This window comes from Nocardia huaxiensis (assembly GCF_013744875.1).
Classification (GTDB): domain Bacteria; phylum Actinomycetota; class Actinomycetes; order Mycobacteriales; family Mycobacteriaceae; genus Nocardia; species Nocardia huaxiensis.
Window position 1 is genome coordinate 401187 of the sequence record NZ_CP059399.1, and the last position, 26671, is coordinate 427857.

At 66.6% G+C, this 26671-nt stretch carries 19 protein-coding genes and 2 pseudogenes; 19 read left to right on the top strand and 2 right to left on the bottom strand.

Going from position 1 to position 26671, the window contains the following annotated elements:
• Position 1: 1 nt before the first annotated feature.
• Positions 2–646 carry an NAD(P)-dependent oxidoreductase gene (locus tag H0264_RS01815; protein ID WP_181582352.1) on the top strand — a complete coding sequence of 215 codons (645 nt, stop codon included), beginning with the start codon at positions 2–4 and terminating at the stop codon, positions 644–646.
• A gap of 134 nt (positions 647–780) precedes the next feature.
• Here the strand turns inward: H0264_RS01815 and H0264_RS01820 are convergent, their stop codons facing one another.
• Positions 781–1509 (bottom strand): S1 family peptidase, encoded by a 729-nt coding sequence (locus tag H0264_RS01820; RefSeq protein ID WP_231083824.1) that lies wholly within the window; start codon positions 1507–1509, stop codon positions 781–783.
• A 118-nt stretch (positions 1510–1627) separates the two neighbouring features.
• Between H0264_RS01820 and H0264_RS01825 the strand changes: the two genes are divergently transcribed.
• Positions 1628–2383 (top strand): MerR family transcriptional regulator, encoded by a 756-nt coding sequence (locus H0264_RS01825; RefSeq protein WP_181582353.1) that lies wholly within the window; start codon positions 1628–1630, stop codon positions 2381–2383.
• A gap of 84 nt (positions 2384–2467) precedes the next feature.
• Entirely contained in the window at positions 2468–3136 is a 669-nt protein-coding gene (locus H0264_RS01830; protein WP_181582354.1) for a hypothetical protein, read from the top strand.
• Positions 3137–3196: 60 nt separating this feature from the next.
• On the opposite strand, the gene H0264_RS01835 is transcribed toward H0264_RS01830, so the two are convergent.
• The gene (locus H0264_RS01835) at positions 3197–4411 is read right to left on the bottom strand and encodes a hypothetical protein (RefSeq protein ID WP_181582355.1); all 1215 of its coding nucleotides are present in this window, start codon (positions 4409–4411) and stop codon (positions 3197–3199) included.
• A gap of 271 nt (positions 4412–4682) precedes the next feature.
• Here H0264_RS01835 and glf point away from each other — a divergent pair, with 271 nt between their 5' ends.
• The 16 genes and pseudogenes from glf (at position 4683) to fadD32 (ending at position 26670) form a co-directional block, all read left to right on the top strand.
• A complete protein-coding gene (gene glf, locus H0264_RS01840) occupies positions 4683–5879 on the top strand; it encodes a UDP-galactopyranose mutase (protein WP_181582356.1) in 1197 nt (398 codons plus the stop codon).
• Positions 5879–7816 carry a glycosyltransferase gene (locus tag H0264_RS01845; protein WP_181582357.1) on the top strand — a complete coding sequence of 646 codons (1938 nt, stop codon included), beginning with the start codon at positions 5879–5881 and terminating at the stop codon, positions 7814–7816. The genes glf and H0264_RS01845 overlap by 1 nt, the downstream gene beginning before the upstream one ends.
• A 116-nt stretch (positions 7817–7932) precedes the next feature.
• Entirely contained in the window at positions 7933–8442 is a 510-nt protein-coding gene (locus tag H0264_RS01850; RefSeq protein ID WP_231087200.1) for a phosphatase PAP2 family protein, read from the top strand.
• A gap of 29 nt (positions 8443–8471) precedes the next feature.
• Complete coding sequence (locus tag H0264_RS01855; RefSeq protein WP_181585218.1) at positions 8472–9416, top strand: decaprenyl-phosphate phosphoribosyltransferase; 945 nt, start codon at positions 8472–8474, stop codon at positions 9414–9416.
• Positions 9417–9447: 31 nt separating this feature from the next.
• Entirely contained in the window at positions 9448–11403 is a 1956-nt protein-coding gene (locus H0264_RS01860) for an arabinofuranosyltransferase AftB family protein (protein WP_181582358.1), read from the top strand.
• Positions 11404–11589: 186 nt separating this feature from the next.
• On the top strand, positions 11590–12648 hold the full coding sequence (locus tag H0264_RS01865; RefSeq protein ID WP_181582359.1) for an alpha/beta hydrolase: 1059 nt from the start codon (positions 11590–11592) through the stop codon (positions 12646–12648).
• A gap of 180 nt (positions 12649–12828) precedes the next feature.
• Entirely contained in the window at positions 12829–13896 is a 1068-nt protein-coding gene (locus tag H0264_RS01870) for an alpha/beta hydrolase (RefSeq protein ID WP_181582360.1), read from the top strand.
• 277 nt (positions 13897–14173) lie between these two features.
• Complete coding sequence (locus H0264_RS01875; protein WP_420832028.1) at positions 14174–15220, top strand: alpha/beta hydrolase; 1047 nt, start codon at positions 14174–14176, stop codon at positions 15218–15220.
• 231 nt (positions 15221–15451) lie between these two features.
• Complete coding sequence (locus H0264_RS01880) at positions 15452–16420, top strand: alpha/beta hydrolase (RefSeq protein ID WP_181582362.1); 969 nt, start codon at positions 15452–15454, stop codon at positions 16418–16420.
• Positions 16421–16606: 186 nt separating this feature from the next.
• Positions 16607–17641, top strand: coding sequence for an alpha/beta hydrolase (locus H0264_RS01885; RefSeq protein ID WP_181582363.1), 1035 nt, complete (start codon positions 16607–16609; stop codon positions 17639–17641).
• Between the two features lie 248 nt (positions 17642–17889).
• Positions 17890–19140 (top strand): annotated as a pseudogene (locus H0264_RS01890) (alpha/beta hydrolase-fold protein); the annotation flags it as partial.
• Between the two features lie 183 nt (positions 19141–19323).
• Positions 19324–20358 carry an alpha/beta hydrolase gene (locus H0264_RS01895; RefSeq protein WP_181582364.1) on the top strand — a complete coding sequence of 345 codons (1035 nt, stop codon included), beginning with the start codon at positions 19324–19326 and terminating at the stop codon, positions 20356–20358.
• Positions 20359–20463: 105 nt separating this feature from the next.
• Positions 20464–22305 (top strand): annotated as a pseudogene (locus H0264_RS01900) (alpha/beta hydrolase-fold protein); the annotation flags it as partial.
• Between the two features lie 522 nt (positions 22306–22827).
• Positions 22828–23364, top strand: a complete 537-nt coding sequence (locus tag H0264_RS01905) for a DUF732 domain-containing protein (RefSeq protein ID WP_181582365.1) — start codon at positions 22828–22830, stop codon at positions 23362–23364.
• Positions 23355–24344, top strand: coding sequence for a cutinase family protein (locus H0264_RS01910; protein WP_420832076.1), 990 nt, complete (start codon positions 23355–23357; stop codon positions 24342–24344). The genes H0264_RS01905 and H0264_RS01910 overlap by 10 nt, the downstream gene beginning before the upstream one ends.
• Before the next feature lie 403 nt (positions 24345–24747).
• Complete coding sequence (fadD32, locus tag H0264_RS01915; RefSeq protein ID WP_181582367.1) at positions 24748–26670, top strand: long-chain-fatty-acid--AMP ligase FadD32; 1923 nt, start codon at positions 24748–24750, stop codon at positions 26668–26670.
• Position 26671 lies beyond the last annotated feature (1 nt).

Sequence of the window (26671 nt, forward strand, 5' to 3'; positions counted from 1 at the left end):
CATGAAGATCACAGTGTTCGGCGCAGCGGGCGAGGTCGGCGGCCGTGTGCTGGCCGAGGCCCTGAGCCGCGGACACGAGGTGCGCGCGGTGTCGCGATCGGCGGATCGCCTGCGCGGACTGCCGCGCGAGGTGGAGGTGTTCGCGGGCGATGCGGCGAACCCCGCGGACGTCGCGGCGGCGAGCGCGGGCAGCGATCTGGTCATCAGTGCCACGCGACCGGTGCCCGGCGCCGAGCACGAGCTCGCCGTGGTCGCCGCCGCCCTGCTGAAAGGCTTGGCGGGCACCGGGATTCGCCTGCTCGTGGTGGGCGGCGCGGGCAGCCTGACGGTCCCGGGCACCGGCCTGACGCTCGCCGAACAGCCGGACTTCCCCGCCGAACTGGGCCCCATCGCCGCCGGCTGCGGCGCGCAGCTGGCCGTGTTCCTCGCGGAAGGCGATGGGGGAGAGGTGGACTGGGCCTATCTGAGCCCCGCCGCACTCCTGGAGCCCGGCGAGCGGACCGGCCGGTACCGGCTCGGAGCCCATGACCTCATCGCCGATGACGAAGGGAACTCGTCGATTTCGATGGAGGATCTCGCGGTGGTCCTGCTCGACGAGGCCGAGCGCCCCAAGCATCACCGCACCCGCTTCACCGCCGGATACTGATCCCATCGTCATCCCGGCACGTTTTTGGCCGGGATCCACACCCGCTGCGCACCAGCGAGTTTCGTGGATCCCGGCCAAAAGCACGCCGGGATGACGAGTGGACTCGCATGCCGGAGTGACGGAGTTCGGGTACGTCAGAAGGCGCGGAACCCCGCGCCCGGCCCGCCGGTGCGGTCGATGGACGCCAGCACGGAGCCGATATTGGTGGCGATCTCCGGCGTGTGCAGCAGGTCGCCCTGACCCTTGCACGGCTGCAGGTCGATGGTGACCGGGCCGAGCTCCAGATCCTGTCCGGCAACGATCATTCCGACCAAACGGTCACCCACCAGCACGGGCCCGCCCGAGTCGCCGTAGTTGGCGCACACCTGGCTGCGGAAGAACGTGGACTTGGTCTCCCACACCAGCCCGCAGGTGTATCCGGTGGTGCGGCCGTTCTTGCAGGCGATGTCGCCGACGCGGGGCCCGGTGCCGACGCTGTTGATGACCGACTGCGCCACCTGGCGGGTGGGCAGCACACGGTCCGGGTCCAGGGTGATGACGGCCCAGTCCATGTTCTCGTCCTTGTTGGAGATGACGCCGATGCCGCCGCTGCGGGTGTATTCGGCGGCAATGCGCGCCCCGACCTCTCCGCAGTGTCCGGCGGTCAGGGCCACCAGACGGTTGTCGCGGTCGTAGCCGATGGCGGTGAGGGTGCAGTCGGCGATCTCGTTGCTGCCGAGCTGCTCGACGAAGACGCCCGAGCCGCCGCCCAAGGTCACCACCGGCGCAGCGTCAGCGACGCCGCCGGTGAGGAGGGTGGTGCTCAGGACAGCGCCGATGGTGGCCGCCCAGCGCAGAACTCGGGCGCGGCCCATTGTGAACATGTTTTTCCTGTTCCCCCGGATTGAATAGAAGGCGTTTAATAATAGGGCTTGACCTTGACGTTACGTCAACTTGCATTCTGGAATCCGTCGAGGAGAACGAGGGAGAAAGGACGCAGCAGTGGCCACCGAATGGTCCATCCAAGACTTGGCCAAGTCGGCCGGAACCACCAGTCGCACCCTGCGGCACTACGGTGAGCTCGGCCTGCTGCCGCCCAGCCGGATCGGATCCAACGGATACCGCTATTACGACCAGGAATCCCTCGTGCGACTGCAGCGCATCCTGCTGCTGCGGGAACTGGGCCTGAGCCTACCGGTCATCGGTGAAGTTCTCGCGGGAGAAAAAGACACCGCTGCCGCACTGCACACGCACCTGGAATTGCTGCATCAGCAGCAGGACCGGCTCGCGCGGCAGATCGCCTCGGTGCGAACAACATTGCGCAAAACGGAAGCAGGTGAGCCACTCATGGCAGACGAAGTGTTCGACGGATTCGACCACACCCAGTACAAGGACGAGGTCATCGAGCGGTGGGGCAAGGATGCCTACGACCGCAGCAACAACTGGTGGAACAGCATGAGCGACGCCGACAAGAAGGCGTTCATGCAGACCCACCTCGATATCGCCGCCGACTACGGCCGCGCGCACGCCGCGGGGCTGCCACTCGACAGCGACGAGGTGCAGGCCATCGTGCAGCGGCATTACGACTGGATCGCACTCGCCTGGGGTGGAAGGCGCCCCGAGAAGGTCGCTTTCGTCAACCTCGGCGAAATGTATGTGGCCGATCCGCGATTCGCGATCAACTACGACAAGCACGGCGAAGGCACCGCCGAATATGTCCGTGACGCGATGAAGGTCTATGCCGAAGCACAGCTCTAATGCTGGGCAAATGTGACGAATTCCCGATCGCCCCTGTCGGTTACGCGCGGTAAGGTTCCGCGCGTACCGAGAGGGGGGATCCCAATGAGTTACCCGTACGGCCAGCCCGGTCAACCCGGCTATCAGAGCCAACCCGGATATCCGCAGCAGCCACAGCCCGGATATCCGGGTGCTCAGCCCGCGTATCCCGACGCTCAGCTCTACCCCGGTAGTCAGCCGCCCGGCTACCCGCAGCCCGCGTACCCGCAGCAGGGGTACTCGCCCTACGGATACCAGCAGCCCGCGCCCAGCGGTGGTACGGCAATCGCGGCCGGTGCGATCGCCGCGTTCGGCGGCGTTATCGCCACCCTCGGCGGTCTCGCTTTGGCCATCGGTGGTGCCGCAGTCGGTGCGGCCGACGAAACCGGCGACATCGGCGACGGCCTGGGCACGCTCTTCGCCATCCTGGGCGGCGTCCTCGCGATCGTCGGCATCCTGTGGCTGGTCGGTGCGGTCCTGATGTTCATGGCACGGCCGGCCGGCCGCGTCATCCTGATCGTCATGTCCGGCATCGGCGTGACGCTCAACATCGTCGGGTTCGCGATCTCCGCTGCCAACGATGCGAGCTCCGGCTCGGGTGTTCTAGGTCTGCTCTTCGGCGGCCTCATCCTCGGCCTCTCGCTGGCCCCGAGCACGGGCCGCTGGATCGAGTACAAGAAGCAGCTGCGCAATCAGCCGGTCGGCGGCGGCTACGCGCCGTATCCGTACCAGTAGTAAGGGGGTGTGGGGGCTTGGCCCCCACACCCCCTTACTGTTTGGGGCGAAGCCTCTGGATCATGCGGCACACATGGATTGCATGACGCCCTTGAGGATCGGCGCACCGTAGGTGGTGGGCGCGAAGGCCAGGGTCTGCGCGATCGACAGTGGGGTGAGCACTGCCGACGCCACGCCGGTCCAGCCGGCGATCGTATTGCCGAGGGTCAGCAGCAGGCTGGTGGTGTCGAGCGCCAGGGTCACCAGGTCGAAGGCGTTCTCGACGGAGACATCCGCCAGTGCAACGGTATTGAGCGCCTTGCCCTCGTAGATGTCGAATCCGAGGTTGGCCAGGAAGGTCATCGGACCCCAGTCCATGGCGTTGACCAGCGGCCCGAGCTGTTCGGTGCGCCGCAGCGTCACGAGGTCGGCGACCCGGTTGTCGCGCAGGAACGCTTGCAGCGCAGCCGCATTGCCTTCGACTACGCCCGGGTCGATGCCGAGTCCCTGCGTGGTGGTGAGGAAGGTGCGCGCCCGCTCCACCAGGTCGGAGGTCTTCAGCTCCGCCAGCGGCGTGCAGCTGCCGTCGGCGAGCACCAGCTGATTGGCCAGGTCGACCAGCGGCTGTGGCACCGACACCTGCTCGTCGGGGGTCTCCAGCTGCAACTTGCCGTAGACACCGGTGGTGTTGCAGCCGAGTTCGAGCTGGTTCTGTACCGCCCGCGCCAGCGACTTCACGCCGTTGAAGATGGCGCCCACGATCGGCTTGAGAATGAACCCCGCGGTCGGCACCAGGCTCGCGCCCAGTTGCGCCGGGATCTTCACGATGCGGGTGGCGAGGATGAACACCTCGATCACGTCGTTGACGCTCAGCGACGACACCGGCACGGTCTGGTTGATGCGCCCGGTGCGGATCGCGTCCAGGCTGTTCACCAGATTGCTGACGATCGGGTCGTCGAGGAATTCGGTGCGGTCGTTGGGCGCGCCGACGGGCAGCATGTCGCGGTGCACGCGTACGGTCGCGATGGATCGCCGGAAGTCGTCGACCTGCCGGTCGTATTCGGACAATTGCCCGCCCGGTACGACCGTGCGAATGGCGGTGGCGGCGGTCGCCACAATGTCGTCGAAGGTGGCAGAACCCTTCCCGCAAACATCGGACGCGTCGGTCACGGTCGTGGCGGCGAGCGTTTCACCTTCGGCGCGGGCGGGCGCGGCGGCGGGTAGCAGGGCGGCCGTGCTCAGCACGGCGGTCAGGGCGAGGGTGCCCGTGAGCGGGGCAAGACGGCGGAACCGCATCTGTGTCAAGATCTTTCAGGTCGAGCGTGGGCACGGCCGCACAGGTGCATACGGCAACAAACTGGACGTCCGTTCAGTTCGAGTGCCTATGTAATACAGGTCTCATGACCCGGCTGTCAGCACTTTGGTGAACTTTGAGCAAAATCATCGAGTCGCATCCCACTCAGCGGGATGACCACAGCAGGTCCGGCGCGTACCCTGCGCGGGCTCGGCAACCTTGCTCACAGATGGCAACGCACGCCCATATGTTGTGCCGGTAGTCTGGGCAGCCGTGACGGTTGCATCCCCCTTCGATCTCATCGTCGTCGGCTCCGGGTTCTTCGGGCTGACCATTGCCGAACGCACCGCCAACCTGCTGGGAAAGCGGGTCCTGGTGGTCGACCGCCGCTACCACCTCGGCGGAAATGCTTATTCGGAGGCGGAACCCGAAACGGGCATCGAAGTACACAAATACGGCGCGCACCTCTTCCACACCTCCAACAAGCGGGTGTGGGATTACGTGAATCAGTTCACCGAATTCACCGGATACCAGCATCGCGTGTTCGCCATGCACAAGGGCCAGGCATATCAATTCCCTATGGGTCTGGGCCTGATCTCGCAGTTCTTCGGGCGCTACTTCACCCCCGACGAAGCCAAGGCGCTCATTGCCGAGCAGTCCGCCGAGATCGACACCAAGGACGCGGCCAATCTCGAGGAGAAGGCCGTCTCGCTGATCGGCCGCCCGCTCTACGAAGCCTTCGTGCGCGACTACACCGCCAAGCAGTGGCAGACCGACCCGAAGGAACTGCCGTCGGGGATCATCGCCCGCCTGCCGGTCCGCTACAACTTCGACAACCGCTACTTCAACGACACCTACGAGGGTCTGCCGAAGAACGGGTACACCGCCTGGCTGTCCAAGATGGCCGAGCACGAGAACATCGAGGTGCGGCTGAACACCGACTGGTTCGAGGTGCGCGAGGAGATCCGCGCCCAGAACCCGGACGCCCCGGTCGTCTACACCGGCCCGCTGGACCGCTACTTCGACTACTCCGAGGGCGAACTCGGCTGGCGCACCATCGATTTCGAGACCGAGGTGCTGAACACCGGTGACTTCCAGGGCACCTCGGTCATGAACTACAACGATGCGGACGTCCCGTACACCCGCATCATCGAATCGCGCCACTTCCACCCCGAGCGCGACTACTACCCCAAGGACAAGACGGTCATCCAGCGCGAGTTCTCCCGCTTCGCGCAGACCGGCGACGAGCCGTACTACCCGATCAACACCCCCGAGGACCGCGCCCGGGTGCTCGCCTACCGCGAGCGCGCCAAGGCCGAAACCGCCTCCGCCAAGGTGCTTTTCGGTGGCCGCCTGGGCACCTACCAGTACCTGGACATGCACATGGCCATCGGCGCCGCGCTCAGCATGTTCGACAATGTGCTGCGCCCGCACCTGGAGTCCGGCGCGGAGCTGGTGGACAACGCCTGATGACCGCCCAACTCGAGCTGGAAGAGATGACCACCGACTCCCGCGCCAAGTCCCTGCTGCAGCGCGTCATCCTGCCGCGGCCGGGCGAACCCCTCGACGTGCGCAAGCTCTACCTCGAGGAATCCGACACCAATGCCCGTCGCGCGCATGCCATCACGCGCACCGCGCTGGCCATCGGCGCGGAGTCGGAGGTGTCGTTCTGCACCTACTTCAACGCGGTGCCGGCCAGCTACTGGCGGCGCTGGTCGGTGCTGAAGTCGGTGGTGCTGCGGCTGGAACTGTCCGGCCACGGCCGCGTCGACGTCTACCGCTCCAAGGCCGACGGTTCACGAATCCACGTGCAGGGCAACGAGTTCACCACGCCGGGCGACGGCGCGGCGGCCGCGGCCTTCGTGGAGTTCGAGGTGGATCTGGGCCCGTTCGAGGACGGCGGCTGGATCTGGTTCGACATCACCACCGACAGCCAGGTCACCATGCGCTCCGGCGGCTGGTACGCGCCCGTCGAGGCGCCGGGCGAGGGCAGCATCGCGGTCGGCATGCCGACCTTCAACCGCCCCACCGATGCGGTGAAAACCATTGCGGCCCTTGGCTCCGACCCGCTGGTGCTGGAGAAGATCAAGGCCGTCATCATCCCGGACCAGGGCACCCGCAAAGTGGTGGACGAGCCCGGATTCGCCGAAGCCGCAAAGCCTCTGGGCGACCGGCTGGCCTTCCACAACCAGCCGAACCTGGGTGGTTCCGGTGGCTACAGCCGCGTCATGTACGAGGCGCTCAAGACCACCGACGCCGAATACATCGTCTACATGGACGACGACATCGAGATCGAGCCGGACTGCATTCTGCGCGCGCTCGCCTTCTCGCGTTTCGCCAAGTCGCCCATCCTGACCGGCGGCCAGATGCTCAACCTGCAGGAGCGCTCGCACCTGCACGTCATGGGTGAGGTCGTCGATCGCTCCATCTTCATGTGGACCGCGGCCCCCAACGTCGAGTACGACCACGACTTCGCCAAGAACCCGCTGCGCGACCGCGACAACTCCAAGCTGCTGCACCGGCGCATCGACGTGGACTTCAACGGCTGGTGGACCTGCGTCATCCCGCGCAGCGTCGCGGAGGAGATCGGGCAGCCGCTGCCGCTGTTCCTCAAGTGGGACGACGCCGAATACGGTTTGCGCGCAAGGGAACACGGCTATCCGACCGTCACCCTGCCGGGTGCCGCGGTGTGGCACATGGCGTGGAGCGACAAGGACGACGCCATCGACTGGCAGGCGTACTTCCACCTGCGCAACCGCCTGGTGGTCGCGTCGCTGCACCTGCCCAACGACGGTCGTCCCATGGTGGTCAACACCATCAAGGCCACGCTGAAACACCTGCTGTGCCTGGAGTATTCGACGGTCGCCATCCAGAACGAGGCCATCCGCGACTACCTCGCCGGCCCGGACAAGCTGTTCGAGCTGCTGCCCACCGCGCTGGGCAAGGTGCACGCCATGCGCAAGGAGTACCCGGACGCCGTCGTGCTGCCGTCGTCCACTGAACTGCCCATGGCCTCGCGTGCCGAGGTCGGCGCGGTCGGTGAACCGGCCAACCCGCTGGCCAAGGTCGCGCGCCTCGGCAAGGGGGTACTGCACAACTTCCGCAAGGCCAACCCGGCCCACCATGAGACCCCCCAGCTGAACGTCCCCACCCTGGACGCCCGCTGGTTCCTGCTGTCGCAGGTGGACGGCGTCACCGTCACCACCGCCGACGGCCGCGGCGTGGTCTACCGCAAGCGTGATCCGCGCAAGGCCATGGAGCTGTTCAAGGAGGCCATGCGCCTGCGCAAGGAGCTGGCCGAGCGGTTCCCCGAAGTGCGCGAGCAGTATCGTGCGGCGCACGCGCATCTCACCAGCAAGGCCGCGTGGGAGAACGTCTTCGGCATCGATTCAGGAGAACCCAAGTGACCGCATCCGCTCCCGGCGCATTCGGAGCCGACCGCGACGAACTGCCCCTCATCACCGAGGTTTCCGACGAGGCCGAGGGTTGCTGCGGTGGCGGCTGCTGTGGCGCGGACGCCGAGGTGCCGCCGCTCGAGGTGCAGGCGCTCAATATCGTGCAGGGCACGATCGGCCAGTACCCGGCGGTCATCAAGGCCGCGCGCGGCATGTCGCATTTCGGTGAGCACGCGCTGGGCTGGATGGCCATCGGCGCGGCCGGCGCGGTGCTCGACAAGAAGCGCCGCCGCCAGTGGGCCGGGGTCGCGGTCGGCGCGTTCGGTTCGCACGCGGCGTCTGTGGTGATCAAGCGGATCGTCCGCCGCCCGCGCCCGAACGACCCGTCCGTGCAGGTCAACGTGTCGACGCCGAGCAAGTTGAGCTTCCCGTCCTCGCACGCGACATCCACTACGGCGGCGGCTGTGTTGCTCGGCAGGCTCACCGGGCTACCCTTGCCTGCGGTGCTCGTCCCGCCGATGCTGCTCTCCCGGATGGTTCTCGGGGTGCACTACCCGTCCGACGTTCTCGCCGGCTCCGCGCTGGGCGCAGCATCCGCCGCCGCTGTGCTTGCCGCCGAAAAGAGACTCGCCAAGTGACCACCGCCAAGGAAAGAGCCGCAGAGGATATGAGCGAAGAGCCGACCGGCACCGACCTAGCCGAGGCGGTGATCAAGGGCCCGCCGAAGACGCTGGGCGGCGGCCTGATCAAGGCGATGCGCCCGCGTCAGTGGGTCAAGAACGTCCTGGTGCTGGCGGCGCCGATGGTGGCGGGCAAGACCGCGGCCGGCGACATCATCATCACCGACGGTTCGGTGATCCTGAATGTGGCGATCGCCTTCGCGGTGTTCTGTCTCGCGGCGTCGGGCATCTACCTGATCAACGATGCCCTCGATGTCGAGGCCGACCGCGCACATCCGACCAAGCGGTTCCGTCCGATCGCGGCCGGCGTGGTGCCGGTGAATCTGGCCTACGGGCTCGCGGTGGTGTTGCTGACGGGCTCGATCGTCGGTTCGCTGCTTGCCAATTGGCATCTGGCCGTGGTCATGGCGGTGTACATCGCGATCCAGCTGGCCTACTGCTTCGGCCTGAAGCACCAGGCGGTGCTGGACATCGCCATCGTGTCCTCGGGCTTCCTGCTGCGCGCGGTGGCCGGTGGCGCCGCCGCCGATATCAAGCTGTCCAAGTGGTTCCTGCTCATCATGGCGTTCGGCTCGCTGTTCATGGCGGCCGGAAAGCGCTACGCGGAGTTGAAGATCGCGCTCGACACCGGTGCCAAGATCCGCAAGTCGCTGGAGTACTACACCCCGACCTACCTGCGGTTCGTCTGGACGCTGGCGGCTACCACCGTGGTGGTCTGCTACGGCCTGTGGGCCTTCGAGCCCGATCACGCCAACAATGTGTGGTTCGCCATCTCCATGATTCCGTTCACCATCGCGATCCTGCGCTACGCGGTGGACGTCGACGGCGGCGAAGCCGGTGAGCCCGAAGAGATCGCCCTGGGGGACCGGATCCTCCAGTTCCTCGCAATCGCCTGGATCGGAGCGGTAGGTGTCGCTGTCTATCTCACCTGACGTGGTAGAGGGAGAAGAGCGAGACGGTGCGGTGACGGCTGAATTGCCGATCGGTCGCGCCCGGAGGCGTGCGGACAGTTCCGCACGCCGGTTCTCGCGACTATCCCGCACTACTTTCGTCGGTGGGATCGCGCTCACCGCGGCGCTGTTCGCGGTGGGCGGCTGGGAGCGGCGCTGGATCGCCGACGACGGCCTCATCGTGCTGCGCACGGTGCGCAACCTGCTGGCGGGCAACGGCCCGGTGTTCAATGCGGGCGAGCGCGTCGAGGCCAACACCAGTACGGCGTGGACCTATCTCGTGTGGTTCTTCAGCTGGCTGACGCAGGCCCGGCTGGAGTACGTGGTGCTGGGCATCGCGCTGACGCTGTCGGTGGCGGCCATTGTTTTCGCCATGCTGGGCACGGCCCGGCTGTGGGGCGGCACGGCCGCCCAGTTGCTGCTGCCCGCGGGCGCTCTCGTCTATATCGCGGTGCCTCCGGCGCGCGATTACGCCACGTCCGGGCTGGAGTCGAGCCTGGTCATCTTCTGGCTGGCTGTGCTGTGGTGGGGGATGATCCGCTGGAGTCAGGCCGAGAAGGTGCGCCTGACAAGCTTTTTCGCGCTGACGTTCTGCGCGGGCCTGGCCCCGCTGATCCGGCCGGAGATGACCCTGGTCGGTGCGCTGGCGCTGCTCATGATCTTCTGCGCGCCGCTGCCGGAGACCCGGTTGCGGCCGTGGGTGTTCCGCGCGGTGATCGTGGCGGTGGCCGGTGTGGTGCCGGTGCTGTACCAGATCTGGCGGATGGGTTACTACGGTCTGCCGTACCCGAATACGGCGGTGGCCAAGGATGCCGGTGGCGCCAAGTGGGGTCAGGGCATCGTCTACCTGTGGAATCTGGTGGGCCCGTACTGGCTGTGGCTGCCGCTGCTGGTGCTGGCGGTCGCCGGGCTGCTGGTGATGCGGTCCCGCCGCGATGGCGAACAGACCGGTCGCCACTCCATCGTCCACCCGAGCGCGAAACAGACTCCGCGCGAACGCATCCACTCGTTCAGCACGTGGCTGCGCACCCCGTCCGCGGTGGTGGCCCTCATGCTGGGCAGCGGTTTCCTGCTGACCGTCTACGAGATCCGCGTCGGCGGCGACTTCATGCACGGCCGCATGCTGCTGCCGCAGCTGTTCTGCCTGCTGCTGCCGGTCATGGTGCTGCCGCTGAAACTGCCGGGCGCGCTGACCGGCGGTGAAATGGGTTCGCGCCGCACGGATTACGTCTTCCTCATCGTGCTGGCGGCCTGCCTCGGCACGGCCGGTTGGGCATTGTTCGCGGCCAACACCACGGCCATCAAGACCGGCACCAAGATCAGCTCGTCCGGCATCGTCGACGAGCGCGTCTACTACGTCCTCAATACCGGCCACGATCATCCGATCCGCGCCGAGGACTACCTGGACTACCCGCGCATGCGCGCCATGGTCCGCGATATCGCGAACAACCCCAACGGCGGCCTGCTCATCAATTCGCCGTCGTTCATGAACTGGTACATCGCCCCGCCCCCGGAGCCGATTCCGGACGGCGGCGCCGGCCACACCGTGTTCTTCCTGAATCTCGGCATGACCAGCATGAACGTCCCCCTGGACGTCCGCGTCATCGACCAGATGGGCCTGGCGTATCCGCTTGCCGCCCATACCGATCGGCTGACCGACGGCCGCATCGGCCACGACAAGAACCTCTACCCGGACTGGGTCATCGTGGACGCCGGCATGGTCGACAAGAAGCCGTGGATGCCGTGGTTCCTGGACGAGCGCTGGGTGACCCAGGCCCGAGTGGCCCTGAGCTGCCCCGAAACTCAGGACCTGCTGGCCTCCACCCGGTCCCCGCTGACCTTCGACCGCTTCCGCCACAACATCCAGCAGTCCCTCGGCTTCGCCAAGTACCGCATCGATCGCGTGCCCAAGTACGAGATCCAGCGCTGCAACCTGGTCGATCCCACGGACCCGAACGCGCCGAAGTAACGCGAGTACCACAGCGCCACAGTCGATATGACTGTTTTGCAACGCTTTACATGTCATATATTTCGGTTTGATAACGCCACGCCGCTGGTTCCGCGATAGGCTCCTCGAGTACGCCTGTCGCGGTCCATCTTCGTATGTGCCGCAATGGCTGTCGCAATACGGATGAAGGAACGGCGAGGGCGAGCTATGCGAGTCGAGACTGTGGGTGGGGCGCAGCCGGAGCGGGCGCTGGGACGACGAACACTGCTGAAAGGGGCCGCGATCGGTGCGGCGGCGGCCCTGTTGCCGGCGGGGGTCACGGCACTGGCCGGGCGCGCGAGCGCGGCCTTCAATCCGGAGGGTTTCGACTTCTGGGTCGACTCCTCGATGGGGCCCATCAAGAACCGCATCTTCCGTGCGGCGGACGGCAATACGCACCGCGTGGTCTACGCGCTGGACGGTCAGCGCGCCCGGGACGATCTCAACGGCTGGGAGATCGACACCAATGTGGCCGCCGAACTCATGAAGGCCAATATCAATGTGGTCATGCCGGTCGGCGGCCAGTCCAGCTGGTACGCCGACTGGGATTCCCCCAGCACCTTCCTCGGCCTGCCCGCCGGTTCGGTAGCCGGCAGCTCGGGTTCCGGTGGCTCCCAGGTGCTTTCGGGCGGCCCCGGCAAGAGCTACACCTACAAGTGGGAAACGTATCTGACCACCAATCTCCGGGACGCGATCCGGGATCGGCTGGGCTTCAGCGTGACTCGCAACGGCATCTTCGGCCTGTCCATGAGCGGTGGTTCCGCGCTCATGCTGGCGGCCTTCTATCCGGGCCAATTCTGTTACGCCGGTTCGTTCTCCGGCGCGCTGAACCTGTCGCTGCCCTTCATGAAGGAGGCCGTGCGCGCCTCCATGATCGACGCCGGCGGCTACAACATCGACGCGCTGGCCTCGTCCAAGAGCACCAAGTGGCAGCACCTGGACCCGTACATGTTCGCGCCCAAGCTCAAGGCCAACAACACCCGTCTGTGGATCTCCTCCGGCAGCGCGCTACCCAGCAGCACCGACGGCATGAGCGTCACGACCATCCAGGGCATGGGCATCGAGGCTGTCTCTCTGGTCGGCACCCGGTCCTTCCAGGCCCGCTTCGCCAGCCTCGGCGGCACCAACGTCACCTACGACTTCCCGGGCGTGGGCATCCACAACTGGAAGAACTGGGAGGCCCAGCTCTACAAGATGCTCCCCGATCTCTCGGCGAACATCGGCTAGTCCCTGGTTGGCGCGTGCATTTGCGCAGCTTGTACCACATTTTGTGTAAACAGTGGCACGCGTCACTTTTGTCACGAACTGATAACGCCCTTCAGGTGTACCCACGATAGGCTCCCCGAGACCTCCGCCGTGGTCACCCCTACACGGTGGACTGGAACGACTGGAAAGGCCGGACAGAATATGCGAGGCGAGAGACGCCAGAGATCCCGCGGCGGTTGGCTCAAGAAATCGGTACTGGGCCTGGCCCTGGCAACATTGGCACCGCTCGGGATCTCGGTAGCAGCAGCTCCCGCCGCCCACGCGGCCTTCGACCCCTCGGGCTTCGACTTCTGGGTCGACTCCGCCGAGATGGGCCCGATCAAGACCCGCATCTTCCGTGCGGCCGACGGCAACACCAGCCGCGTCGTCTACGCCCTCGACGGCATGCGCGCCACCCAGATCCTCAACGGCTGGGAGAACGACACCAATGTCGTGGGCGCGCTGACCGCGGCCAATATCAACGTGGTCATGCCGGTCGGCGGCGAGTCCTCCTTCTACGCCGACTGGGCCGAGCCGAGCACCATCCTCGGCATCACCGGTTCGGGTGGCTCCTCCGGCTCCGCGTCCGGTTCGTCCTCGGGTTCCGGCGGCCTGAACATGTTCTCCGGCGGCCCCGGCAAGAGCTACCGCTACACCTGGGAGACCTTCCTGACCCAGGACCTGCGCAATGCCCTGCGCGACCGCCTCGGCTTCAGCTCGACCCGCAATGGCGTGTTCGGCCTGTCCATGGGTGGCTCCGCCGCCCTGACCTTGGCCGCGTACCACCCGGATCAGTTCTCCTTCGCCGGTTCCTACTCCGGCTACCTGAACATTTCCGCGCCCGGCATGCGTGAGGCCATCCGCCTGGCCATGATCGACGCCGGCGGTTACAACGTGGATTCCATGGCCCCGCCGTGGGGTTCGCAGTGGCTGCGCATGGACCCGTTCGTGTTCGCGCCGCGCCTGATCGCCAACAACACCCGTCTGTGGATCTCGGCCGCCAGCGCCATCCCGAGCGCCGGTGACGTCACCGGTGTCATGTCGGTCATCCAGGGCATGCCGCTGGAGGCGCTCGCGCTGGTGAACACCCGTGCCTTCCAGGTCCGCATGGCGACCCTGGGCGCGCAGAACGTGACCTACGACTTCCCCGCGACCGGTGTGCACAACTGGCGCAACTGGGAGGCCGAGGTCTACCGCATGATCCCCGACCTGTCGGCCAATATCGGCTGATAACGCAGAGCGGCACCACGCCGCGTCTCCGGCAGTTTCCACGGCCCCGCCGCCGCTGTTGACCAGCGACGGCGGGGCCGAGTCGTATCTCCGGCGGCCCGAACAGGATTGGCTGAGCGCTTGCTCGGGAAGATCACTATCAAGACTCGCCGCGCCCGGATATAGCAACACGCCCGGTCGGACGTCCGATACTCATGTCGTAGCGAAGATTGAGGTCGGGATTCATCTGCTCGGAAGAATTGCTCGAAGTCACTGGTCGGACGGAGGACTGAGGTCGATGCGCGGTGCCAGGTTGAAACGATCGCTTCTGGGGATAGCGGCAGCGTTGCTAATGCCATTGGGCCTCGCGGCCCCCATGACCGCTCCCGCGCACGCGGCGTTCGACCCGGCGGCCTTCGACTTCTGGGTGGACTCCCCGGTCATGGGACCCATCAAGACCCGCGTGCTGCGCGCGGCCGACGGCAATACCAATCGCGTGGTCTACGCACTGGACGGCCAGCGCGCCACCGAGATCATCAGCGGCTGGGAGAACGACACCAATGTGCCCGCCGTGCTTGCCAGTTGGAACATCAATGTCGTGATGCCCGTCGGCGGGCAGTCCAGTTTCTACGCCGACTGGGATCAGCCCAGTTCCTGGTTCGGCGTCCCGCCGGGCGCGGGCTCGTCGGCCGCCAACACCGGTTCGGGCGCGACCGAGGCGCTGGGCGCGGGTCCGGGCAAGAGCTACCGGTACGCGTGGGAATCCTTCCTGACCAACGAGCTGCGCTGGGCGTTGCGAGATCGCCTGGGCTTCAACCCCAATCGCAACGGCGTGTTCGGCCTGTCCATGGGTGGCAGCGCGGCGCTGGTGCTGGCCAACTACCACCCGGACCAGTTCTCCTTCGCCGGTTCGTTCTCCGGCTACCTGAACATCTCCGCGCCCGGCATGCGTGAGGCCATCCGCCTGGCCATGATCGACGCGGGCGGCTACAACGTCGACTGCATGGCCGTGCCGTGGGGCCCGAACTGGTTGCGCATGGACCCGTTCGTCTTCGCGCCGACGCTGATCGCCAACAACACCCGGCTCTGGATCGCCGCCGGCAGCGGCCTGCCCATGCAGCAGGATCTGGAGATCCCGTTCGGCGCGGCCGCGGACCGGCTGGTCCGGGGTGGGCCGCTGGAGGCGTTGGCGCTGGCGAACACTCGCGCTTTCCAAGCCCGCATGCTGTCCCTGGGCGCGACGAACGCGGTGTATTCGTTCCCGAACGCCGGTCTGCACGCGTGGACCAACTGGCAGGACGAGGCCTACCGCATGATTCCGGACCTGTCCGCGAATATCGGCTGACCGCCTGGTCATCCCGGCATGCTTTTGGCCGGGATCCACACAGTCGAAAGACGCCGTCAAATGTGTGGATCCCGGCCAAAAACGCGCCGGGATGACGGCGGCTGCATCACGATTTGGCCTACTGGGGCGTTTACCGCGGTATCCGCTCCGAATTACCGCCTATAAGAACCCTGAGCGCCAAAGTGCACTGGGTTGCGCGCGGGTCAACGGTGATCGGCGAGAGGCGGAACGATGCGGTCTGCTCTGAGGCGTGTGTTCGTGGCCGTGGCGTGCGCGCTGGCGCTGCCGATGACGCTGGGTGCGGGGGGTGTCGCACCGGTGGCCTCGGCGTCCTTCGACCCCGCCGGGCACGACTTCTGGGTCGATTCGAGTATGGGCCCGATCAAAACGCGCATTTTCCGCGCACTGGACGGCAATACGCAACGTGTGGTGTACGCCCTCGACGGGCTGCGCGCGCGAAACGACTTGTCCGGCTGGGAGATCGACACCGAGATCTCGCGCGTGCTCACCGCGTGGAACATCAATGTGGTGATGCCGGTCGGCGGGCAATCCAGCTTCTATTCCGATTGGGTGGCGCCCAGCAATACCAATGGCCAGACCTTCACCTATGCCTGGGAGACCTTCCTGACCCGGGATCTGCGCAATGCGATGGCGGCGCGGCTGGGATTCAACCCGCACGGCAACGGTGTGCTGGGCCTGTCCATGGGCGGCAGCGCGGCCCTGGTGCTCGCCGCCTATCACCCGGATCAGTTCCGTTATGCCGCATCATATTCCGGTTATTTGAATATCTCCGCGCCCGGTATGCGCGAAGCCCTGCGCGCCGCGCTGCTGGATGCGGGCGGCTACAACATCGACTCCATGTGGGGCCCGCCGTGGAGTGAATTGTGGTTGCGCAACGATCCTTTCGTCTTCGCGGAACGCCTGCGCGCCAATGGGACTCGGTTGTGGATCTCCAGCGGTAACGGCGTGCCGGGCACCCGGGACGCGGTGCGCAGCCCACTCGATGCGTACAACCTCACGAATGCGGCCGGGCTGGAGAGCGTCGCATTGGCCAATACCCGGGCATTCCAGGCACGGATGGAGTCGTACGGGCCGTGCAATGCGGTGTTCGACTACACGCCCGATGGCGTTCACTCCTGGTCCTACTGGCAGGACCAGGTCTTCAAGATGCTGCCCGACATGAGCGCGAACCTCGGTTGACGCCAATAATTCTCCGTAGGTAGCGACATCACGGTGGATTCGCGATAAAGTCACGGCACCATTACGCTCGCATCCGAAGTGTCGGGATTCGTTGTGAGTGCGCTGATCGCTTATGCCACATGGCTATTGCCGTGTCCATAGGCGGCACAATTGAAAACTACAGCAGTAGCAGAAGGAGCAGTATCCATGCGTTTCGGCAGGTCCGCCGTGGCGGGAGGAGCCCCGTCCGGCCGTAGTGCTCACCGCCGTTGGAGCGCACGACTATTGGCCGCGGGCGCCGCCGCCCTGGCCATCCCGACCGCCGCGGCTGTGGCCGCCCCGTCCATCGCGCTCGCTGCCCCGGCGCACGGCCCGGTGCATCGCAGTCCCGCCGGCGGTTTCGAAGAGCTGATGGTTCCGTCCAGCATGGGCCCGGTCAAGGTCCAGGTGCAGTGGGCGAAGAACGGCGGCAGCAAGGCGCTCTACCTGCTCGACGGTCTGCGCGCCCGGGACGATCGCAATGCCTGGTCCTTCGAGACCAATGCCATGCAGCAGTTCGAGAACGACGACATCACCCTGGTGATGCCGGTCGGCGGGCAGTCCAGCTGGTACGCGGACTGGACCTCGGCGTCCAACACCAACGGTCAGAAGTACACCTACAAGTGGGAGACCTTCCTGACCAAGGAACTCCCCGATTTCCTTGCCGGATACGGTGTTTCGAAGACCAACAACGCGATCGTCGGTCTGTCGATGTCGGGTCCGGCCGCGCTGCGCCTGGCCGCCTACAACCGTGGCATGTTCAAGCACGCGTCGTCCTTCTCGGGCCCGCTGAACTGGAACGCCCCGGGTATGCGTGAGGCCATCCGCGTCATGATGCTGGATGCCGGTCGCTTCAATGTGGACTCCATGGCAGCCCCGTGGAGCCCGGCGTGGCTGCGCATGGACCCGGCCGTGTTCGCCCCGCAGCTGAAGGGTCTGCCGATGTACATCTCGGCCGCCTCCGGTCTGCCGGGTTCGCACGACGCACCGAATTCCGCTGTGGGCGTGTTCAATACGGCCAACGCCATGGGCATCGAGGCCATCTCGATGGTCACCACCCGCCTGTTCCAGCAGCGCCTGAACTCGCTGGGCATCAACTCGGCGGTGTACGACTTCCCGGCCAGCGGCACGCACTCCTGGAAGTACTGGGAGGACGAGCTCTGGAAGGCCCGCCCGCACATCCTGGGCGCGCTGAACGGCTGATCGTCCTCGCGGTTCGGGCGGCGCGGCCCTGAGGGCTCCGCCGCCCGCCTCCTGGAGGGTTCGGGGCGAAGCCCCTGAGAGCTTCGAGAGTTGCTCTCCCACAATGAAATACCCGATACCGGTCGCCTCTCACCAGAGGTGGCCGGTATTTTTGTCTTCTGCTGAAGTGGCGGTAGAACTCTACTGTGACAGGGGTGGCGAGAGTTAGCAGACGCAGATCCGGGCGCGGGGGGCTGGCCGCGCTCGCCATGGCAGCCACGGTGGCGGTTACGGCAGGTCCCGCGATGGCGGAACCCGCTGCGGCGGTGGCGAGCCCGTCGATCCGAAATGTGGTGTGGCTGACCGATCGTCGCGTCGCGCTGTGGGTGGACTCGCCCGCGATGGGCACCCAGATCCAGGTCCAGCTGCTGTTGGCCAGAGACTGGAACCGAACACCGGAGGCGCGTTTCCCGACGCTGCTCATGCTGGACGGGTTGCGCGCCACCGACGATCAGAGCGGCTGGACGAAAGAGGCTGGGGCGGAAGCCTTCTACGCGGACAAGAACATCACTGTCGTATTGCCGGTGGGCGGCATGTCGAGTTTCTACACCGACTGGCGAAGACCGGACAATGGTAAGACCTACCGCTGGGAAACGTTCCTCACCAAGGAATTACCGCCCCTGCTGGACAAGCAGTGGCGCACCTCGAATGTGCGCGGCATAGTCGGCCTGTCGATGGGCGGCACCGCGGCCATGGCACTCGCCGCCCGCAATCCCGGCTTCGCCCGCTACGTGGCGTCCTTCTCCGGCCTGCTCACCCTCACCACGCTCGGCATGCCGCAGGCGATCGGTTACGCCATGCGTGATGCGGGCGGCTACGACGCCGAGGCCATGTGGGGCACGCCCACCGATGCCGAATGGGCCGCGCACGATCCGTATGCGCTGGCGGAAAAGCTCAAGGGCACAAGTATTTACGTGTCCAGCGGCAGTGGTCTGGCGGGTCCGAACGACATTCCCTCCGGCATTCCGGGCGTGAGCACCAACTGGACGGGCATGGCGCTGGAGGTCCTGTCGCGGCTGTCCTCGTTGCAGTTCGTGGCGAAGCTGAACAAGCTGAGCATTCCGGTGCAGATCAACTACCGTCCCTCCGGTACGCATTCCTGGCCGTACTGGGATTTCGAGATGCGCCAGTCCTGGCCGCAGGCGGCGGCCGCGCTCGGGGTGGAGGCGGCCAAGCCGGACTGCGCCGCGGGCGGCGAGATTCTCGTTGCGGCGCTGGGCAAGTCGTGGCTGGGGGACTGTCTCACCGGTGAGTTCCCGGTGGCGGGCGGCGCGGTGCAGGATTTCCGGGGTGGCCGGGTGCTGTGGTCGGCGGCGACGGGGGCGCACGCGGTGGGCGGCATGATCGCCGGGGCCTATCAGGGCGCGGCGGGACCCGGTGGGGCGCTCGGTTTTCCAACAACTGACGAATCGCCCATACCGGGCGGTGGTGTGCGGCAGGACTTTCAGCGCGGCTACATCTCCTTCCGCGAGGGCAAGGCCGAGATACACGCCAGCTGAATCGGATTCCGCCCGGTTCCCGGTGGCCGCGTATAAACTGCCACCGCCCGGGCGTTCGATTCCCGAACCTGCGCTTCTACCGGGCGAAAGCGAATTCTCCACGTTCGATGTCGTTTGTCCCCTGCGGTTCAGGAGCTCATGTTCATGGCAGCACAGGGCGTTACGTCATGCCCAGACCTCGGTTCGAATCGAAAGGCCATCCGGCGCACCCGCGTACGACGCGGGTGGCGGCGACGGCTGCTCACGGTCGCCGCGGCGGTGATCGCGCTGCCGGGTCTCGCCGGACCGGCGCTGGCCCTGCCCGCGCACACTCCGGTCCACCGGACGCCGCAGGGCGGGTTCGAGGAGCTCATGGTCCCCTCCAGCATGGGACCGGTGAAGGTGCAGGTGCAGTGGGCCCGCCACGGTGGTGACGCGGCGCTGTACCTGCTCGACGGTCTGCGCGCCCGCGACGACTTCAATGCGTGGAGCTTCGAAACCAATGCGCTGCAACTGTTCGCCGAGGACGACGTCACCCTGGTGATGCCGGTCGGCGGGCAGTCCAGCTTCTATACGGACTGGCGGATGCCGTCGAGCACCAACGGGCAGAAGTTCACCTACCGCTGGGAGACCTTCCTGACCGAGGAGCTGCCGGCCTTCCTGGAGCAGTACGGCGTCTCCCGCACCCGCAACGCCGTGGCCGGTCTGTCCATGGGCGGTTCGGCCGCGCTGGCGCTGGCCGCGTATCACCGCGACCAGTTCAAGCACGCGTCCTCGTTCTCCGGATACCTCAATATCTCCGCGCCCGGCATGCGCGAGGCCATCCGCATCGCCATGCTCGACGCGGGCCGCTTCAATGTGGATTCCATGGCGTGGCCGTGGAGCCCGGCGTGGCTGCGCATGGACCCGTTCGTCTTCGCGCCGCAGCTGCGCGGGCTGCCCATGTACATCTCCTCGGCGTGGGGCATTCCGGGCCCGTACGACAATCCGGAGGGTCCGGTCGGCTACTTCAATACCGTGAATGCCGTTGCGCTGGAGGCGCTGTCGATGGTGAACACGCTGTCGTTCATGACCCGGCTGAACAATCTGGACATCGGCGCGCGCTACGCCCTCCAGACGCGCGGCACGCATTCCTGGGGCTACTGGCAGGAACAGCTGGGTGCGGCGCGGCCGGATATTTTGGCCTCGCTGGGTTTGTAGGCGGCCCGGTTTGTCTACCCCGGTGGAAAACTGATCGTTTGCCGGAGTGTCGGATCTCCGCGCGTCCTACCGGGTGATGCGGCCGATCAGGGGTACAAAAGTTGTGTGGCTGGAGTTGTTCGTGAGACCAAGCGGGCGCGCAGACGCTGCGCGGCATGCGCCGTAGCCGTCGTATTGCCCCTGGCTGCGGGCACTTTCGCGGGTGCGCTGCCCGCGCAGGCCGCACCCGAGCAGGGTGTGCCCGCGACCGTGCAGAAGGTCGAGTGGCTGGGTGATCGCCGGGTGGCGCTGTGGGTGAACTCGCCATCCATGGCCACCCCCATCCAGGTGCAGCTGCTGCTGCCCCGGGACTGGCGCGCCAAACCCGACGCCAGGTATCCGGTGCTCTTCATGCTCGACGGCCTGCGCGCCACCGATCAGGAGAGCGGCTGGACCAAGGACGCCGGCGCGGCCGGCTTCTTCGCCGACAAGGATGTGCTCACGGTGCTGCCGGTGGGCGGCCAGTCCAGCTTCTACACCGACTGGCTGCAGCCCGACAACGGCCACACCTACAAGTGGGAAACCTTCCTCACCAAGGAGCTTCCGCCGCTGCTGGAAAGCCAGTGGCGGGCCACGAATGTGCGTGGCGTGGCGGGCCTTTCCATGGGCGGCACGGCCGCCATGATGCTGGCCGCGCGCAATCCGGAGTGGGTGCGCCATGCCGCCTCCTACTCGGGTTTCCTCACCCTCACCACGCTCGGCATGCCGCAGATGGTCAATTTCGCCATGCGGGACGCGGGCGGCTTCAACTCCACCGCCATGTTCGGCCCGCCGGACAGCCCGGAGTGGAAGGCGCACGACCCGTACGAGCTGGCCGACAAGCTCAAGGGCAAGAGCCTCTACATCTCCAGCGGTTCGGGCACGGCCGGTGCGACCGACGCGCCCGCCGACCTCCCCATCCCCGGCATCACCACGAACTACGCGGGCATGGGCCTGGAAGTGCTGTCGCGCTTGAGTTCCCAGAACTTCGTGGCCAAACTCGAGGATCTGAGCATTCCGGTGCAGGTGAACTACCGTCCCTCGGGCACGCACACCTGGCCGTACTGGGATTTCGAGATGCGTCAGTCGTGGCCGCAGACGGCCGCCGCGCTGGGCGTCGACAACACCGCCGCGACCTGTTCGCTCGCGGGCGCGATCGGCGCTGCGGCACAGGCGAACAACTGGCTCGGCGACTGCCTGACCGGTGAATACCAGTCGAACAACGGTGTGGCGCAGGACTTCCGCAACGGCCAGGTGTTCTACACGCCGGCCGCGGGCGCGTACCCGGTGGGCGGCGCGATCTCCGGCAGCTATGCGGGCCTGGGCGGCCCGGACAGCGGACTGGGTTTCCCGACCGGCGCCGAACGCCAATTGCCGGACGGCCGTGGACGATTCCAGCCGTTCCAGTCCGGCAATATCTATTGGACGCCGCAGACCGGCGCGCACATGGTGCGCGGCGCCATCCTCGACGAGTGGGGCAGGCAGGGCTTCGAACGCGGCCCCGCCGGCTACCCGAACGGGTCGGAGATCCGGACACCCAACAAGGACGGCGTCGTCCAGGGCTTCGAGAACGGGCCCATGTACTTCAGCCCCAAGACCGGCGCGCACATGGTGCAGGGCCTGATCCTGGGCAAGTACGCGCAGCTCGGTTTCGAGAACAGCCCCTACGGCTTCCCGGTCGCCGAGGAAGCGGCGCTGAAGGATCTGGGCCGCTACACGAGTTTCGAGGGCGGCAACATCTATTGGAGCCCGCTGTCCGGCGCGGCCGGGGTGCGCAAGGGCCTGATCATGGACGCCTGGGGCGCACAGGGTTTCGAGAACGGCTTCCTCGGCTTCCCCATCGCCGACGAGGGCGCGGTCGCCGGCGGCGGCACCCAGCAGACCTTCCAGGGCGGCTCGATCCTGCTGAAGGACGGCAAGGCGCAGGTGTTCGGCCACGACGGCAAGCCCATCGGCCCGCCGGTGAGCGCCGCCCCGGCCGCCAAACCCGCCCCGCAGCCCGCGCAGGCGACCCAGCCGAATCCGGCTCCGGCGCAGCCCCAGAACCAGATTCCGGCGACGCAGCAGGACACGGCACCGGCACCACAGAATCCGGTGCAGGCAACTCAGCCGAATGCCGACCAAGCTGTGCCGACCGCTCCCGCGCCGGCCGCGGCGACCACGTCGGATCCGGTACCCGCGCTACCGCCGATCACGCTCCCGAGCATGCCTGCGGCGCCGCTATCCAATCCCGAGTGAATCCTGCGTCATCCCGGCGCGCTTTTGGCCGGGATCCACACCGTCGAAGGAGTGCGTCAACTGCATGGATCCCGGCCAAAAGCATGCCGGGATGACGGAGTGATTCCGTCTGAGAAGTGTGTGAGGACCCATCGAGTGGGGGGTGCATCCCGCTAGCTTGCGGCTAGCCTAGGGGCGTCCTCTGCCCGCAGCACAGATCAAGGAACAGATTCGATGCAACGGACCCGTGGAAAGGTTCTCGGCGTGGTGGCTGCTGTCGCCGCGACCGCCGGCCTGCTCGCCGCCTGCGGTGACAATGATTCGACCGCGACGAGCACGCCGACGCTGGCCCCGACCACGACCAAGCCCGCGGCCTCCAGCACTCCGGGCGGGGAGTCGCCCGCCGATCCGTCGACGTCGGAGCAGCCGCAGGCCGCCGCCCCGACCACGACGGTCGCGGTGGAGCGACCGCAGCCGGTGCCGTCGCAGTTCGTCACCACCCCCAGCGATTCGCCCGCACTGTCCGACCGGGACAAGGCGTTCATCGAGGCGCTGAAGGCGAAGGGCATCACCCCGGCTACCTCGGATATCGCCATCACCGCCGGAAACCTGGTGTGCCAGGGCAAGTCCCAGAACGCCCCGGAGGATCAGATCATCACCTACGTGACCGCCATCGCCGGTTCGGATCCGTCCTTCGACGAGTCGAAGATGTCGGTGGAGCAGGCGGGCAAGATCTACTACGACGTCGCGACGAGTAGTTACTGCCAGTGACGACCCGACGCCGCAACGGGAAACGCCGGACCCCCCTGCCGGTGAAGCTGCTGCTGACCCTGCTGATCATCGGGGCGATCATCATCGCGATCCTGCTGATCTGGTCGCTGGCGGCGGGCCTGCTGCGCCCGCCGAAGCCCACCCCGCCGGGTAAGGAGGAGCCGACCTCGCAGCCGGCCGACTGTCCGGACGTTTTCCTGTTGTCGGTGCCGGGCACCTGGGAGTCGAACAGCAACGACGACCCCTACAACCCGTCCGCCAATCCGGTGTCGCTCATGCTCAACATCTCCAACCCGATTCGGGAGCGGTTCCCGAACGAGCGGCTGGAGGTCTACACGGTCCCGTACGTCGCGCAGTTCTCGAATCCGATCGCGGTGCCCCCGGACGGTCAGGCGTCCTACAACGTCAGCCGCACCGAGGGCACCGGCCGGGCGACCGCGCGGCTCAAAGAGGTGTACGACCACTGTCCGCTCACCACTTACGTTTTCGCCGGCTTCTCACAGGGCGCGGTGATCGCCGGTGATATCGCCGAGTCGGTCGGCGCGGGCAAGGGCCCGGTGCCGGCGAACAAGGTGCTGGGCGTGATGCTCATCGCCGACGGCCGCCGCGATGTGGGCCAGCCGGGTCAGGCCACCGAGATCGGCCAGTCGCCCGGCGGCGTCGGCGCCGAGGTCGCCCTGAAGGGCTTCAATATGCTCGGCATCACAATGACCGGTCCCCGTTCGGGTTTCGGCGATCTGACCGACCGCACCTACACCATCTGCGCCCCGGGCGACCTGATCTGCGACGCCCCGAAGAACGCCCTGGCTCCGGTGAACGTCCTCGGCAGCATCGGCACCCTGGTCAAAGCGGTCGGCAACCCGGTCCACAGCCTCTACAACGGCTTCGTCGTGGACGACAACGGCACCACCGCGACCCAGTGGACGGTCGGCTGGGCGACCGGCCTGATCGAGAACGCCCCCCACCCCGCGCACTCCTGATTCGAGAGGCATTCGACACAGCGCCCCTAGTTCCGGGGTCAGCCGGTAGAGTGCTCCGGGTTGCCGCACCCGGCGAAAGCTGCGTGCGGCAACTCACATCCATGTCCCGAACCATGGGTGACACCCACCCAAATGGAGGCATTCGCACCGGTGATCCCGTTGAAGCGATAGGAGTGAGCTGGGATATGTTTGGCCGCTCCGGAGCATGGCCGGGTAGTGCCTCTGTAACATGTCCCTGGTTTGAGTACATCTAGCCAATAGATCGGTCACCGCGCAGACCGCAACACAAATCTGCAGGTTGGCTCTCGCGAAGAGCCCCCCGCGGGCGAAGAGAGTCGGGGCCTCACCAGGTAACAGCGGCGTTGTCGCCGTTCGCCGTGTGTGCCTCGGAGGAGAAGAAGGAATGGACGAGACTTTCGACGATTACCTCGACGAAACGGGGAACATCACGATTCCCGAGGGGCGCACCCTCGTCGACTACGTCGAGAAGCACACCCACGGTAACGACGCAGATGATCTGGCGTACCGCTACATCGACTACTCACGCGAGCGCGACGGTGAGTATCAGGATCTGACCTGGAGCCAGTTCGGCACGCGGCTGCGCGCGGTGGCCGCCCGACTGCAGCAGGTGACCAAACGGGGTGATCGGGTCGCGATCCTCGCTCCGCAGGGTCTGGATTACGTCATCTCCTTCTTCGCCGCCATTTACGCGGGCACCATCTCGGTGCCGCTGTTCGATCCGGACGAGCCGGGTCACACCGATCGACTGCATGCCGTGCTGGGTGACTGCACCCCCGCGGCCATTCTGACGGCGAGCTCCTCCGCCGCCGGTGTGCGCCAGTTCTTCCGCGCCCTGCCTGCGGCGCAGCGTCCCCGCATCATCGCCGTCGACGCCATCCCGGACTCGGTCGGTGAGTCCTGGGTGCGCCCCGATATCGCGGTCGACGATATCGCCTACCTGCAGTACACCTCGGGTTCGACACGCGTGCCCGCCGGTGTCGAGATCACTCATCGCGGTGTCGGCACCAATGTGCTGCAGATGGTCAATGCCCTGGAGCTGACCGAGAATTCGCGCGGCGTCACCTGGCTGCCGCTGTACCACGACATGGGCCTGCTGACGGTGATCCTGCCCGCCGTGGGCGGCAAGTACATCACCATCATGTCGCCGTCGGCGTTCGTGCGCCGTCCGTCGCGCTGGATCCAGGAGCTGGCGGCCGTGTCCGACGGCGCCGGAACCTTCGCCGCCGCACCGAACTTCGCGTTCGAGCACGCCGCCGCGCGGGCGCTGCCGAAGCAGGGCGAGACCCTGGACCTGTCGAACGTGATCGGCCTGATCAACGGCTCCGAGCCGGTGACGACCTCCTCGATGAAGAAGTTCAACGAGGCGTTCGCGCCGTACGGTCTGCCCAAGACCGCCATCAAGCCCTGCTACGGCATGGCCGAGGCCACCCTGTTCGTCTCGGCCACCCGGCACGAGGACGAGGCCAAGTACATCTACGTCGACCGCAACGAGCTCAATGCCGGTCGCGTGGTAAAGGTGGATCAGAGCGCGCCGAACGCCATTGCCCAGGTGAGCTGTGGTTATGTGGCGCTGTCGCAGTGGGCCGCCATTGTGGACGGCGATTCCATCGACAGCCCCGAGGGCGCGCGTGAGCTGCCCGAGGGCCGGGTCGGTGAGATCTGGCTGCACGGCAACAACATCGGCATCGGCTACTGGGGCCGCGCCGAGGAGACCCAGAAGACCTTCCGCAACCGCCTGGTGCACCGCGTCGAGACGGGTTCGCACGCCGAAGGCGTTCCGGCCGACGGCAATTGGCTGCGCACCGGCGACTACGGCGTCTACATCGACGGCGAGCTCTACATCACCGGCCGCGTCAAGGACCTGGTCATCGTGGACGGCCGCAACCACTACCCGCAGGATCTGGAGTACTCCGCGCAGGAGGCGTCCAAGGCGCTGCGTCCCGGTTTCGTCGCCGCCTTCGCGGTGCCGGCCAACCAGCTGCCGGCGGAAGTCTTTGCGCAGGACAGCCATTCGGGCCTGAAGTTCGACGCCGACGACGCGTCCGAGCAGCTGGTCATCGTCGCCGAGCGCGGCCCGGGTGCGGGTAAGGCCGACCCGGGGCCGATCGCCGACGCGGTACGCGCCGCCGTCTCGTCCCGGCATGGTGTGACCGCACGCGATATTCTGCTCGTCCCAGCGGGTTCCATTCCCCGCACCTCGTCGGGCAAGATCGCGCGCCGCGCCTGCAAGGCGGCGTATCTGGAGGGCACGCTGCGTGGTGGTTACACGCAGCAGGCTTTCCCTGATGCACCAGACGAGGAGTGAG

What these genes read in the sequence shown, in the direction of transcription:
- H0264_RS01815 (WP_181582352.1), top strand. Translation starts at nt 2, where the DNA reads ATGAAGATCACAGTGTTCGGCGCAGCGGGCGAGGTCGGCGGCCGTGTG.
- H0264_RS01820 (WP_231083824.1), bottom strand. Translation starts at nt 1,509, where the DNA reads ATGTTCACAATGGGCCGCGCCCGAGTTCTGCGCTGGGCGGCCACCATC.
- H0264_RS01830 (WP_181582354.1), top strand. Translation starts at nt 2,468, where the DNA reads ATGAGTTACCCGTACGGCCAGCCCGGTCAACCCGGCTATCAGAGCCAA.
- H0264_RS01835 (WP_181582355.1), bottom strand. Translation starts at nt 4,411, where the DNA reads ATGCGGTTCCGCCGTCTTGCCCCGCTCACGGGCACCCTCGCCCTGACC.
- H0264_RS01845 (WP_181582357.1), top strand. Translation starts at nt 5,879, where the DNA reads ATGACCGCCCAACTCGAGCTGGAAGAGATGACCACCGACTCCCGCGCC.
- H0264_RS01855 (WP_181585218.1), top strand. Translation starts at nt 8,472, where the DNA reads ATGAGCGAAGAGCCGACCGGCACCGACCTAGCCGAGGCGGTGATCAAG.
- H0264_RS01865 (WP_181582359.1), top strand. Translation starts at nt 11,590, where the DNA reads ATGCGAGTCGAGACTGTGGGTGGGGCGCAGCCGGAGCGGGCGCTGGGA.
- H0264_RS01870 (WP_181582360.1), top strand. Translation starts at nt 12,829, where the DNA reads ATGCGAGGCGAGAGACGCCAGAGATCCCGCGGCGGTTGGCTCAAGAAA.
- H0264_RS01875 (WP_420832028.1), top strand. Translation starts at nt 14,174, where the DNA reads ATGCGCGGTGCCAGGTTGAAACGATCGCTTCTGGGGATAGCGGCAGCG.
- H0264_RS01880 (WP_181582362.1), top strand. Translation starts at nt 15,452, where the DNA reads ATGCGGTCTGCTCTGAGGCGTGTGTTCGTGGCCGTGGCGTGCGCGCTG.
- H0264_RS01885 (WP_181582363.1), top strand. Translation starts at nt 16,607, where the DNA reads ATGCGTTTCGGCAGGTCCGCCGTGGCGGGAGGAGCCCCGTCCGGCCGT.
- H0264_RS01895 (WP_181582364.1), top strand. Translation starts at nt 19,324, where the DNA reads ATGGCAGCACAGGGCGTTACGTCATGCCCAGACCTCGGTTCGAATCGA.
- H0264_RS01905 (WP_181582365.1), top strand. Translation starts at nt 22,828, where the DNA reads ATGCAACGGACCCGTGGAAAGGTTCTCGGCGTGGTGGCTGCTGTCGCC.
- fadD32 (WP_181582367.1), top strand. Translation starts at nt 24,748, where the DNA reads ATGGACGAGACTTTCGACGATTACCTCGACGAAACGGGGAACATCACG.